Genomic DNA, 12050 nt, shown 5'->3' with positions numbered 1-12050 from the left:
ATGTCCTTTCCTCTGCTGACAGCGACGGCGGCGCTCCCGGCCCTCGGGGCCGTCGCCACGGCCGCCGTACCGGCCGCACAGCGCACCGCCGCCAAGTGGCTGGCGCTGCTCGTCTCGCTCGCCACGCTCGCCCTGGCGGTCACCGTCCTGGTCCGCTTCGACCCGGACGGCGCCCGCTACCAGCTCACCGAGAACCACTCCTGGATCAGGGACTTCGGGGTCAGGTACGAGCTGGGCGTCGACGGCATCGCGGTGGCGCTGATCGCGCTGACCGCCCTGCTGATCCCGTTCATCATCCTGGCCGGCTGGCACGACGCCGACCCGCTGGAGACCGGCAGCCGCCGCTGGCGGCCCACCCAGGGCTTCTTCGCGCTGATCCTGGCGGTGGAGGCGATGGTGCTCATCTCCTTCGAGGCCACCGACGTCTTCGTCTTCTACATCTTCTTCGAAGCCATGCTCATCCCGATGTACTTCCTCATCGGCGGCTTCGGGGACCGCGCCCACGCGCACGGGGAGGACGCGGCCGCCACCCAGCGGTCGTACGCGGCGGTGAAGTTCCTCCTCTACAACCTGGCCGGCGGCCTGATCATGCTGGCCGCGGTGATCGGCCTCTACGTGGTCGCCGGGAACTTCTCGCTCACCGAGATCGCCGAAGCCCGCGCGAACGGCTCGCTGCACATGGCGACCAGCACCGAACGCTGGCTGTTCCTCGGCTTCTTCTTCGCCTTCGCGGTGAAGGCGCCGCTGTGGCCGCTGCACACCTGGCTGCCCAACGCCATGCAGGAGGCCACCGCGCCCGTCGCCGTCCTCATCACCGCGGTCGTCGACAAGGTGGGCACGTTCGCGATGCTCCGCTTCTGCCTCCAGCTGTTCCCGGAGGCCAGCAAGTGGGCGACGCCCGTGATCCTCGTCCTGGCGCTCATCAGCATCATCTACGGCGCGCTGCTCGCCGTCGGACAGCGGGACATCAAACGCCTGGTGGCCTACGCGTCGATCTCGCACTTCGGCTTCATCATCATGGGCGTCTTCGCGATGACCAGCCAGGGCCAGTCCGGCGCCACGCTCTACATGGTCAACCACGGCATCTCCACCGCCGCGCTGATGCTCGTCGCCGGCTTCCTCATCTCCCGGCGCGGCTCGCGGCTCATCGCCGACTACGGAGGCGTGCAGAAGGTCGCCCCGGTGCTCGCCGGGACCTTCCTGATCGGCGGCCTCGCCACGCTGTCGCTGCCCGGTCTCGCCCCGTTCGTCAGCGAGTTCCTGGTCCTGGTCGGCACGTTCGCCCGCTATCCGGTGATCAGCGTCATCGCCACCTTCGGCATCGTCCTCGCCGCCCTGTACACCCTGGTGCTGTACCAGCGGACGATGACGGGCCCGGTGAAGCCCGAGGTCTCGGCGATGCCCGACCTGCGCGCCCGTGAGGTGCTGGTCGTGGCCCCGCTGATCGTGCTGCTGATCTTCCTGGGCGTCTATCCCAAGCCGGTCACGGACATCGTCGACCCGGCGGTCAAGCAGACCCTGTCCGACGTACACAAGAAGGACCCCCAGCCCGAGGTGGAGGCGGCCAAGTGAGCGCAGCAGCCGTCCACAGCCTGTGGACAACCGCGGCCGAACCGATCACGAAGATCGACGCGCCGAAGATCGAGTACGGACAATTGTCGCCGACGCTGATCGTCATCGGCGCGGCGCTGGTGGGGGTGCTGATCGAGGCGTTCGTGCCGCGCCGGTCCCGCTACTACGCGCAGGTGTTCGTGTCCGTCGTCGCCCTGTGCGCCGCGTTCGCGGCCGTCGTCGCCCTGGCGGCCGACGGGTTCGGCACCACGAAGGCGCACATCGCGGCCATGGGCGCGATCGCCGTCGACGGCCCGGCCCTCTTCCTCCAGGGCACCATCCTGCTGGCCGGGCTGGTCGGCCTGTTCACCTTCGCCGAACGGCGTCTGGACCCGGCGGCCCACGGCAACCGGGTCGACTCCTTCGCCGCGCAGGCCGCTTCCGTGCCCGGCAGCGACAGCGAGCAGGCCGCGGTGAAGGCCGGGTTCACCACCACGGAGGTCTTCCCGCTCCTCCTCTTCGCGATCGGCGGCATGCTGATCTTCCCGGCGGCCAACGACCTGCTGACCCTGTTCGTGGCTCTGGAGGTCCTCTCCCTGCCGCTGTACCTGCTGTGCGCGCTGGCCCGCCGCAAGCGGCTGATGTCGCAGGAGGCCGCGGTCAAGTACTTCCTGCTGGGCGCGTTCGCCTCGGCGTTCACCCTGTTCGGCATCGCGCTGCTGTACGGCTACGCGGGCTCGGTGTCGTACGCCCGGATCGCTCAGGTCGTCGACGGCACCGTTACCGACGTCGACCCCGCCCTCGCCGGCACGATGGGCAACGACGCGCTGCTGCTGATCGGCGGCGCCCTGCTGGTCATGGGCCTGCTGTTCAAGGTGGGCGCGGTGCCGTTCCACATGTGGACACCGGACGTCTACCAGGGCGCGCCCACCCCGGTGACCGGGTTCATGGCGGCGGCGACGAAGGTGGCCGCGTTCGGCGCGCTGCTGCGGCTGCTCTACGTCGTCCTGCCCGGCCTGCGCTGGGACTGGCGGCCGGTGATGTGGGCGGTGGCGATCGTCACCATGCTGGGCGGTGCGATCGTCGCCATCACCCAGACCGACATCAAGCGGCTGCTGGCGTACTCGTCCATCGCGCACGCCGGATTCATCCTCGCGGGTGTCATCGCCACGTCGAAGGACGGCGTGTCGTCGGTCCTCTTCTACCTGGCGGGCTACTCCTTCGTGACGATCGGCGCGTTCGCCGTGGTCACGCTGGTGCGGGACGCGGGCGGCGAGGCGACCCACCTGTCCAAGTGGGCGGGCCTCGGCCGGCGCTCGCCGCTGGTCGCGGCCGTGTTCGCGGTGTTCCTGCTGGCCTTCGCCGGCATCCCGCTGACCTCCGGGTTCTCGGGGAAGTTCGCCGTGTTCAAGGCGGCGGCGGACGGCGGCGCGGTTCCGCTGGTCGTGGTCGGTGTGATCTCCTCGGCGATCGCCGCGTTCTTCTACATCCGGGTGATCGTCCTGATGTTCTTCAGCGAGCCCAAGCCGGAGGGCCCGACCGTGGCCGTCCCGTCCCCCCTGACCATGCTGGCCATCGGCATGGGCGTCGCCACGACCCTGGTCCTCGGCATCGCCCCCCAGTACTTCCTGGACCTGGCCGGCCAGGCGGGAGTCTTCGTCCGCTGATCCCCCCTGCGACACGCCGCTGCCCGGTCCCTCGCCGAGGGGCCGGGCAGCGGCGTGTCATCGGGATCACCGAGCCCTGTCGCGACGCGTCTTGATCCCGGTGAGGTCCAGGTCCATCGGGAACGGCACGTCCAGCTTCATCCGCTCGCGGAAGATGCCGGTACTCGTGTAGGTGCCGGTCGTCGGCTCCAGCTCGAAGACGTGCACGGCGGCCCGGCCGTTCTCGTTCTCGACCCGCCAGTAGTGGGGGATCTTGGCGCGGGCGTATTTGAGGGGCTTGGTCTCGCGGTCGCGGGAGACGGAGTCCTCTGAGACGACTTCGATGGCCAGGACGACGGACTCCGCCGGGAAGCGGGTCTGGCGCGAGTCCTCCACCACGTCCGCGCTTACCACCACGACATCCGGCTCGGGCCTGTTCTGGCGGTCGATGTCGATGGTGAACTCGCGGATGACCTCGAATTCCTCCGGCGCCAGCGACTGGAGCTGCCAGTTGAAGAAGTCGACAGCCCGTACATGAAACATCGTCTGCGGACTCACGAAGACCAGGCTCCCGTCGATCAATTCCGTATGCGGAGGAAGATTCGGGAGGCGGTCCAGGTCGTCGGCGGTCCAGCCGCCCTTCGGCGGGGTCGGCCAGCTGGACACGGACGCCTTCGGTGCGACGCTCATCAGTGCTCCCATGGGACGGAGTCTCGCCGGTGCGTTCAGAGTATCGGCGGAAAACGGGCAGGTCTTCCGCGAACGTGTGAACGGCACTCGCGTGCTTGACGTGAGATTCATCGGCCGACCTGTGGATAACTCCGAGGCTGTCGGTGCGGGCCCCTATCGTTGAGGGAGCGGTCGAGGGACGGCACACGGGGGACCGGCGGGGGACAGGACGATGGGCGTGATGGGCGGAGTCAGCGAGATGCCACAGGTGACCGAGGGGCCGGGCGCGGCCGACAGCGAGGCGCTGGCCACGCTGCACCGGGTCTTCGGATACGACGCCTTCCGGGGCGAACAGCAGGCGATCATCGAGCACGTGGTGACGGGCGGCGACGCCGTCGTGCTCATGCCGACCGGCGGCGGAAAGTCACTGTGCTATCAGATCCCCGCCCTGGTCAGACCCGGTACGGGCGTGGTGATCTCCCCGCTGATCGCGCTGATGCAGGACCAGGTGGACGCCCTGCGCGCCCTCGGTGTCCGGGCCGGCTTCATGAACTCCACGCAGGACTTCGACGAGCGGCGCACGGTCGAGGCCGAGTTCCTGGCGGGCGAACTGGACCTGCTGTACCTCGCGCCGGAGCGGCTGCGCCTGGACGCCACGCTGGACCTCCTCTCCCGCGGCAAGATCTCCGTCTTCGCGATCGACGAGGCGCACTGCGTGGCCCAGTGGGGCCACGACTTCCGCCCCGACTACCTCGCCCTGTCCCTGCTCGGCGAGCGCTGGCCGGACGTCCCGCGGATCGCCCTCACCGCCACGGCCACCCATGCCACCCACGAGGAGATCACCCAGCGGCTGAACCTGCCGACGGCCCGGCACTTCGTCGCCAGCTTCGACCGGCCCAACATCCAGTACCGGATCGTGCCCAAGGCCGACCCGAAGAAGCAGCTCCTCGCCTTCCTGCGGGAGGAGCACCCCGGCGACGCCGGCATCGTCTACTGCCTCTCGCGCAACTCGGTGGAGCGCACGGCGGAGTTCCTGAGTGCCAACGGCGTCGAGGCGGTGCCGTACCACGCGGGTCTGGACGCGGCCACGCGCGCGGCGCACCAGTCCCGGTTCCTGCGCGAGGACGGCCTGGTCGTGGTCGCGACCATCGCCTTCGGCATGGGCATCGACAAGCCGGACGTACGCTTCGTCGCCCACCTGGACCTGCCCAAGTCGATCGAGGGGTACTACCAGGAGACCGGCCGCGCGGGCCGCGACGGACTGCCGTCCACGGCCTGGATGGCGTACGGCCTGAACGACGTCATACAGCAGCGCAAGCTGATCCAGTCCGGCGAGGGCGACGAGGCCTTCCGCCGCCGGGCCGCCGCGCACCTCGACGCCATGCTCGCGCTGTGCGAGACCGCCCGCTGCCGGCGCGGCCAGCTGCTCGCCTACTTCGGCCAGGACGCCGACGCCGAGGCCTGCGGCAACTGCGACACCTGCCTCACCCCGCCGGAGACCTGGGACGGCACGGTCGCCGCGCAGAAGGTGCTGTCCACGGTGGTGCGGTTGCAGCGGGAGCGCGGGCAGAAGTTCGGCGCGGTGCAGATCGTGGACATCCTGCTCGGCAAGCGCACCGGCAAGGTGATCCAGTTCGACCACGACCAGCTCTCCGTCTTCGGCATCGGCCAGGACCTCGGCGAGGGCGAGTGGCGGGGCGTCATCCGGCAGCTGCTGGCGCAGGGGCTCCTCGCGGTCGAGGGGGAGTACGGCACGCTGGTGCTCACCGAGGCGAGCGGCGAGGTGCTGCGCCGCGAGCGGGAGGTGCCGCTGCGCAAGGAGCCGAAGAAGCCGGCCGCCTCCCGGTCCCGGTCCTCCGGCGGCTCCGGTGGCGGCAAGGCCAAGGCCGTCGCGGCCGAGCTGCCCGACGCGCTGCTGCCCGCCTTCGAGGCACTGCGGGCCTGGCGCGCCGAGCAGGCCCGGGAACAGGGCGTCCCGGCGTACGTGATCTTCCACGACGCCACCCTCCGGGAGATCGTGCTGCGCCGGCCCGGCTCGGTGCGGGAGCTGGGCACCGTGAACGGCGTCGGCGAGAAGAAACTGGTGACCTACGGCGAAGGCGTCCTCGAGGTGCTGGCCTCCCTGGACGGAGCCGTGCCGCCCGCCGACGCCGACGTACCGGACGCGGACTGGCCCGAGCTGTCCGGCGAGCCGGAGCCGGAGCCGGACTGGGTCTAGCAGGCCCCGGCCCGCCGGGGCGGTGCCGTCAGGACAGCGCCGACAGCCCGGGGGCGAAGGTGATCAGCAGCGGCAGCAACGGCACCAGCGCGGCCACCGTCGTGGTCAGCGCCCGGTGCCGGCGCAGCAGCCGGGGCGGCGGCTCCAGCAGCCGGTCGACACGCTCGCCCAGCAGATGGCGGCTGGAGTCGCAGGAGAGCACGCCCCGGTGCTGGTTCAGCTCGATCAGGGCGAGGGCCGTGGTGAGGTGCCCGCAGCGCCGGGAGGCCGCGTCGTCGGCGGCCAGCTCGACCAGGCGGTGCGTCTGGTCGCAGAAGTGGGCGAACAGCGGCACCCGCGGGAAGCCCGTGGCGAGCGCCGTGGACAGGTGCAGCAGCCAGTCGTGGTGGGCGCGGGCGTGACCGCGCTCATGGGTGAGGACGGCGTCGAGCTGGAGGTCGGTGAGGCGGTGCAGCGCCCCCGTGGTGACGACGAGCTGCGGCGGGTGCCCCGGCATCCACCAGGCGTCCGGGTACTCGTCCTCCAGTACCAGCATCGGCCCGCGCGGCGCCCGCAGCCCCGGCGGCAGCTCGGGGGCGCGTTCGCGCAGTTGCGCGCGGGCCTGGCCCCGGCTGCGGCGGGCCTCGAAGAGTTCCCGGGCCAGCATCGCCGTCGTCCAGGCGGCCCCGCAGGCCAGCAGCAGGGTGAGCGCGGCGGCCCACACCGGGGCGGTGGACAGGTCGTAGGCGGCGGTGACGGCGGGCGGCGCGGGGGCGAACACCCGGTCGCGGACGGTGTGGAAGACGGCCGCCGCGCCCAGCACCAGCGCGGTCAGGCAGCACAGCAGGACGGTGGCGACCAGGCACTGCCACACCCACAGCGCGACCACGGGTTCCCGCTCGGGCCAGGACGCCCGGGTCAGCGCACGCGGCGCCGGCACGGCGGCGGTCAGGGCGACGACGCTCAGCAGGAGCAGGCAGACGGTCATGCCGGGGCTCCGGTTCCTGGTCGGAAAAGGGGTGCGGGTGCGGGGTGGTACGGGGCACGCGACGCACGGCCGCACAGGGTGCGTGCGCGTGTCCCCGTCAGTATGGCGAAGAAGGGCGTGCGAGTCAGGTGCCGGTGACGATCCGGCCGGACTCGGTCCGGACCGTCCGGGCACCGCCCGCCGCGCCGTGGCTCAGTCCGCGACGACCCGGCCCGTGACCTCGCCCAGCCCCACCCGGCGGCCGTCCGGGCCGGGTGCCCAGGCCGACAGGGTCACCACGTCCCCGTCCACCAGGAACGTCCGCTCGCCGTCCGGGAGTTCGAGCGGGTCGCGGCCGTTCCAGGTCAGCTCCAGCAGCGAGCCGCGCTGGTCCGCGGCCGGGCCGCTCACGGTGCCCGAGCCGTACAGGTCGCCGGTGCGCAGCGAGGCGCCGTTCACCGTCATGTGGGCGAGCTGCTGGGCGGCGGTCCAGTACATGGCGGCGAACGGCGGCTCGGAGACGACGTGGCCGTTGACCGCGACGGAGATCCGCAGGTCGTAGCCGCCGGGTTCCACGCCGGGCGCCGTGTCGTCCAGGTAGGGCAGTAGCGGGTGCGTGCGCTCGGGAGGTGCCACGCGGGCGTCCTCCAGCGCCTCCAGCGGGGTGATCCACGCCGACACCGAGGTCGCGAAGGACTTGCCGAGGAACGGACCGAGGGGGACGTACTCCCAGGCCTGGACGTCCCGCGCGGACCAGTCGTTGAGCAGGCACAGCCCGAAGACGTGCTCGCGGAAGTCGCCGAGCGCGACCGGACGGCCCTGCCGCGAGGGCACGCCCACGACGAAGCCGACCTCGGCCTCGATGTCCAGCCGGATCGACGGGCCGAAGACGGGCGCGGGGTCGGCGGGGCTCTTGCGCTGCCCCGAGGGCCGTACGACGTCCGTGCCCGAGACGACGACCGTGCCGGCGCGGCCGTGGTAACCGATCGGCAGGTGCTTCCAGTTGGGGGTGAGGCTGTCCTCGGCGTCCGGGCGGAAGATCCGGCCGACGTTGCGGGCGTGGTGCTCCGAGGCGTAGAAGTCGACGTAGTCCGCCACCTCGAAGGGCAGGTGCAGCGTCACCTCGGACAGGGGGTGGAAGAGGGGCTCGACCGTCGGGCGGTGGGCCGGGTCGGTGATCCAGGACGTGACGGCGCGCCGTACCCCGGACCAGGTGGCGCGGCCGGCGGCCAGCAGCGGGTTGAGGGTGGGGGCGGCGAGCAGCGCCTGGTGGGGCGAGCCGGCCGCCGCCGCCGCGGCGCCCGCGTCGAGGACGTGGTTCCCGAGCCGGACGCCGATCCTCCGCTCCGTGCTGCCGCGGGGCGAGAACACGCCGTAGGGGAGGTTGTGCGGGCCGAAGGGGTCGCCCTCGGGGACGTCGAAGGGGGGCATGGGTGCTGCCTCACTCTCATCCGTGCCATGCATGGCGAAGCGTTCCATGTGGTCGGGCCACACGTTACGGCCGACACGCGTGTCATGGGCAGTGCATCGGGGGGCGTACGGGGCGGCCGGGAGAACCGCTTCCGCCGTCGGGGCCGGCCGGGGGGCATGACGGCCGTGCGGCCGCTCGCCGGCCCCGGGTGGCACCGTGCGGCCGTCATCGGGCCGTCGCCGGGGGCGACTTGGGGCCGCGCGGTGTGCGATCGCGGGGAACGAGGGGGGAGTCCGCGGGCCCCGGTGTCCGTATTCTCTGGGCATGGCACCCTCCCCGGCATATGCCCTCATCGCCACTGACCTGGACGGGACGCTGCTGCGCGGCGACGACACCGTCTCCGACCGGTCGCTCGCCGCGCTCGCCCGGGTGGCGCGGGCCGGGGCCCGGCACCTGGTGGTCACCGGCCGCCCGGCGCCCCGGGTACGGCCCCTGCTCGCGCGCCTCGGCCGCACCGGACTGGCCGTGTGCGGTCAGGGCGCGCAGGTCTACGACGCCCGAACCGGCCGTCTGCTGTGGTCGGTCCGGCTGGACCGGGAGCTGGCGGAGACCGCGCTCGGCAAGATCGAGGCGGAGGTGGGGCAGGTGTACGCGGCGGTCGACCAGGACGGCGTGGACGGGCTCACGCTCATCGAGCCGGGCTACCGGATGCCGCACCCGACGCTGCCCGCGGTCCGGATCGGCCGGCGTGCCGAGTTGTGGGCCGAGCCCATCAGCAAGGTGCTGCTGCGCCACGCCGAGCTGTCCGACGACGAGCTGGCGGCCGTGGCGCGCTCCGCGGTGGGCTCGCTGGCGAGCGTCACCATGTCGGGGCCGGGCACCGTGGAGCTCCAGCCGAGCGGGGTGACGAAGGCGACCGGTCTGGCGCTGGCCGCCGAGCGGCTGGGGGTCGGCGCCGAACGGGCCCTAGCCTTCGGCGACATGCCCAACGACATCCCGATGTTCCGCTGGGCGGCGCGCGGTGTCGCCATGGCCGACGCGCATCCGGAGCTGAAGGCGGTGGCCGACGAAGTCACGCTGTCGAACGAGGACGACGGGGTCGCCGTCGTCCTCGAGAGACTGTTCCCGGCCGCCTGACCACGGGGAGGGGGCGGCGGCCGGGCCGGTCAGTAGGCGCCGAAGACGTTGTCGATGGAGCCGTAGCGGTCCGCCGCGTAGTTGCAGGCGGCGGTGATGTTCGCGACCGGGTCGTAGATGTCGAAGGACGTTCCGGCGACGTGGTACGCGTTGAAGGTCGGGTCGATGACCTGGAGCAGGCCCTTGGACGGGATGCCCTTGGCCGCGTTGGAGTCCCAGAGGTTGATGGCCGCCGGGTTGCCGGAGGACTCGCGGATGATGTTGCGGTGGATGCCGTTGTAGGTGCCCGGGATCTTCTTCTCGGCCATGATCGCGAGCGATTCGCGGATCCAGCCGTCGAGGGTGTTCGGGTATCCGGCCGGGGTGGTGGACACCGCCGGGGCCGCGGCGGGGGCGGCGAGGGCGCTGCCCGCGCCGATGAGCGGCAGGGTGAGGACGGCGGCGCCGGTGCAGGCGGCGGCGAGGGCACGGACGAGGCGGGCGTTCCGGGTACGGCGGTGCTGAGCGGCAGCGGGCATCGAAAGTTCCTCTCCGGCGCCTGCGAGGTGAGCTGTCGGGTTCGGGCGGGGAGGCGCCCGGCCGTGCCCGGGAGGAGGCACGGCTTCACCCCGAGCCGTGCCGGCGCGGCGCATGCCGTCCGGCGCGGCGGCTTACCTGGGTCCCCCGCTCCTGCCGTACGAATGAGTTCGTGAATGGGTTGCGCGGGCGGCGGCAGGATTAGGCGTCCGCCCGACGGCCCGGAACGTATGCGAGAGCACATGTCGGGAACAAGTACCGGATTCACCCAATGCGCCATTTGGCCTTGATCGACTCCGTATGAGGTACTTGATCCTTTGCGATCGCCAATCCCCAACTCGCCGACGGGGCAAGGGTCGGAGGGGGATGGGGTGTGAGGAGTGGGCCGGTCGGGCGCGTGACCCAATTCACGAAATGGCAAAAGGCTTCAAATCAGACATGGGGGATTAGTGGGATTCAGGTCTGAAGTCCGAGTCGTGATGGAACCCGGGGTGCGATGCCCGTCGTTGTCGTAGGGGCGGCGAGGGGAAGGCGAGGGTGAGGAAGGTGTGGAGAGGTCGCGACACGGCATCCGGATTACCGTTAAGTCGATATATGTCCCTTATTACCGTGTGATCAAAACCATGCCGGTCATGGTTCGATACCACCCGAGCTGGACCGGTGGGCGCTATCGGTGATCGAAACAGGACCGGATACGCTGACTTGAGTGATGGCAGCGACCTATCGACAAACCGTGTAATCGCCAGCAGACACCAGCAGACAGGAGACCCCTCGTGACCGTCGTCGGGCCGTTCGGGCTGAGCGTGCGGGACCAGGCTCTCGAAGCCGATGTCCAGGCCGGATTGGCGGCTGTCGAGGAAGGCTTGCTCGATGCCACCAAGAGCGAGGTCCCGTTCATCACCGAGGCCGCGCAGCACCTCGTACGGGCCGGCGGGAAACGATTCCGGCCACTGCTCGTGATGCTCGCCGCCCAGTTCGGCGACCCGTACGCGCCGGGGGTGGTGCCCTCGGCCGTGGTCGTGGAGCTGACCCACCTGGCCACGCTGTACCACGACGACGTCATGGACGAGGCGGCCGTGCGCCGCGGGGTGGACAGCGCCAACACCCGCTGGGGCAACTCCGTCGCGGTCCTCACCGGCGACTTCCTCTTCGCGCGTGCCTCCCAGATCCTCGCCGACCTCGGCCCGGAGGCGGTCCGGGTGCAGGCCCTGGCGTTCGAACGCCTGGTCACCGGGCAGATCCTGGAGACCGCGGGCCCCTCGGACGGCCGTGACCCGGTCGAGCACTACCTGGACGTGCTGGCCGGCAAGACCGGCTCCCTGGTCGCGGTGTCCTGCCGGTTCGGCGCGATGATGTCCGGCGCGGGCGAGCGGGTCGTGGACGTGCTCACCCAGTACGGCGAGCGGCTCGGCGTCGCCTTCCAGCTGGCGGACGACGTCCTGGACATCGCCTCCGACTCCCACGAGTCCGGCAAGACTCCGGGGACCGACCTGCGCGAGGGCATCCCGACCCTGCCGGTGCTCCGGCTGCGCGAGCGGGCCGCCCGGCTCGGACTGGCCGAGGACATCGCGCTGTGCGAGCTGCTGGACTCCGACCTCGGCGACGACGCCCGGCACGCCCGGGCGCTGGCCGCGCTGCGCGCCCACCCCGCGCTGGAGCAGGCCCGCCGGGACACCGTCCGGTACGCGGAGGAGGCGCGGGCCGCGCTCGCCCCGCTGCCGGAGTGCGACGCCAAGGCCGCCTTGGTGGAGCTGTGCGACGCGGTGGTCCACCGCGCCGGCTGACCGGCCCGGCCCCGCCGGCCGGACCCGGAGTGCTTCCGGGCGACCGCCGTATCACCCGCTCGGCTGACGTTCGTACGGTCACACCCTCGCCCGGCCGGCCGTCGTACCGCCGTACGACTGCGGGCGTACCGTCAGAGGCCGGTCCTCCCCCCGTCCCGGCGTCCCTCACAGG

Annotated in this window: 9 protein-coding genes and 1 riboswitch; of the genes, 5 read left to right on the top strand and 4 right to left on the bottom strand. The window is 71.6% G+C overall.

The window, feature by feature from the left end; genetic code table 11:
* Together ACZ4W9_RS02540 and nuoN are read left to right on the top strand one after the other, a co-directional pair.
* Complete coding sequence (locus tag ACZ4W9_RS02540; RefSeq protein ID WP_467932637.1) at positions 1 to 1572, top strand: NADH-quinone oxidoreductase subunit M; 1572 nt, start codon at positions 1 to 3, stop codon at positions 1570 to 1572.
* Positions 1569 to 3218 carry an NADH-quinone oxidoreductase subunit NuoN gene (nuoN, locus tag ACZ4W9_RS02535; RefSeq protein WP_467932636.1) on the top strand — a complete coding sequence of 550 codons (1650 nt, stop codon included), beginning with the start codon at positions 1569 to 1571 and terminating at the stop codon, positions 3216 to 3218. Before ACZ4W9_RS02540 ends, nuoN begins: the two co-directional genes overlap by 4 nt.
* 66 nt (positions 3219 to 3284) lie before the next feature.
* Here nuoN and ACZ4W9_RS02530 read toward each other — a convergent pair whose 3' ends face one another.
* Positions 3285 to 3887: a Uma2 family endonuclease gene (locus ACZ4W9_RS02530; RefSeq protein ID WP_467932635.1), complete on the bottom strand. Its 603-nt coding sequence runs from the start codon at positions 3885 to 3887 to the stop codon at positions 3285 to 3287.
* A gap of 211 nt (positions 3888 to 4098) precedes the next feature.
* On the opposite strand from ACZ4W9_RS02530, the gene recQ reads away from it, so the two are divergent.
* Positions 4099 to 6084 (top strand): DNA helicase RecQ, encoded by a 1986-nt coding sequence (gene recQ, locus ACZ4W9_RS02525; RefSeq protein ID WP_467932633.1) that lies wholly within the window; start codon positions 4099 to 4101, stop codon positions 6082 to 6084.
* Between the two features lie 28 nt (positions 6085 to 6112).
* Here recQ and ACZ4W9_RS02520 read toward each other — a convergent pair whose 3' ends face one another.
* Positions 6113 to 7051 carry a M56 family metallopeptidase gene (locus ACZ4W9_RS02520; protein WP_467932632.1) on the bottom strand — a complete coding sequence of 313 codons (939 nt, stop codon included), beginning with the start codon at positions 7049 to 7051 and terminating at the stop codon, positions 6113 to 6115.
* A gap of 192 nt (positions 7052 to 7243) precedes the next feature.
* Positions 7244 to 8461: a fumarylacetoacetase gene (fahA, locus tag ACZ4W9_RS02515; RefSeq protein WP_467932631.1), complete on the bottom strand. Its 1218-nt coding sequence runs from the start codon at positions 8459 to 8461 to the stop codon at positions 7244 to 7246.
* 304 nt (positions 8462 to 8765) lie between these two features.
* Between fahA and ACZ4W9_RS02510 the strand changes: the two genes are divergently transcribed.
* Positions 8766 to 9578: an HAD family hydrolase gene (locus ACZ4W9_RS02510; RefSeq protein WP_467932629.1), complete on the top strand. Its 813-nt coding sequence runs from the start codon at positions 8766 to 8768 to the stop codon at positions 9576 to 9578.
* A 29-nt stretch (positions 9579 to 9607) separates the two neighbouring features.
* On the opposite strand, the gene ACZ4W9_RS02505 is transcribed toward ACZ4W9_RS02510, so the two are convergent.
* Positions 9608 to 10096 carry a transglycosylase SLT domain-containing protein gene (locus ACZ4W9_RS02505; RefSeq protein ID WP_467932628.1) on the bottom strand — a complete coding sequence of 163 codons (489 nt, stop codon included), beginning with the start codon at positions 10094 to 10096 and terminating at the stop codon, positions 9608 to 9610.
* A 2-nt stretch (positions 10097 to 10098) separates the two neighbouring features.
* Positions 10099 to 10275, bottom strand: a riboswitch (cyclic di-AMP (ydaO/yuaA leader).
* A 592-nt stretch (positions 10276 to 10867) separates the two neighbouring features.
* On the opposite strand from ACZ4W9_RS02505, the gene ACZ4W9_RS02500 reads away from it, so the two are divergent.
* Positions 10868 to 11878, top strand: coding sequence for a polyprenyl synthetase family protein (locus ACZ4W9_RS02500; RefSeq protein ID WP_467932627.1), 1011 nt, complete (start codon positions 10868 to 10870; stop codon positions 11876 to 11878).
* Positions 11879 to 12050: the final 172 nt, after the last annotated feature.

The organism is Streptomyces sp. NPDC029296, assembly GCF_055569255.1.
The sequence above is the reverse complement of the archived record's forward strand: the minus strand, read 5'-3'. Positions and strand labels throughout refer to the sequence as shown.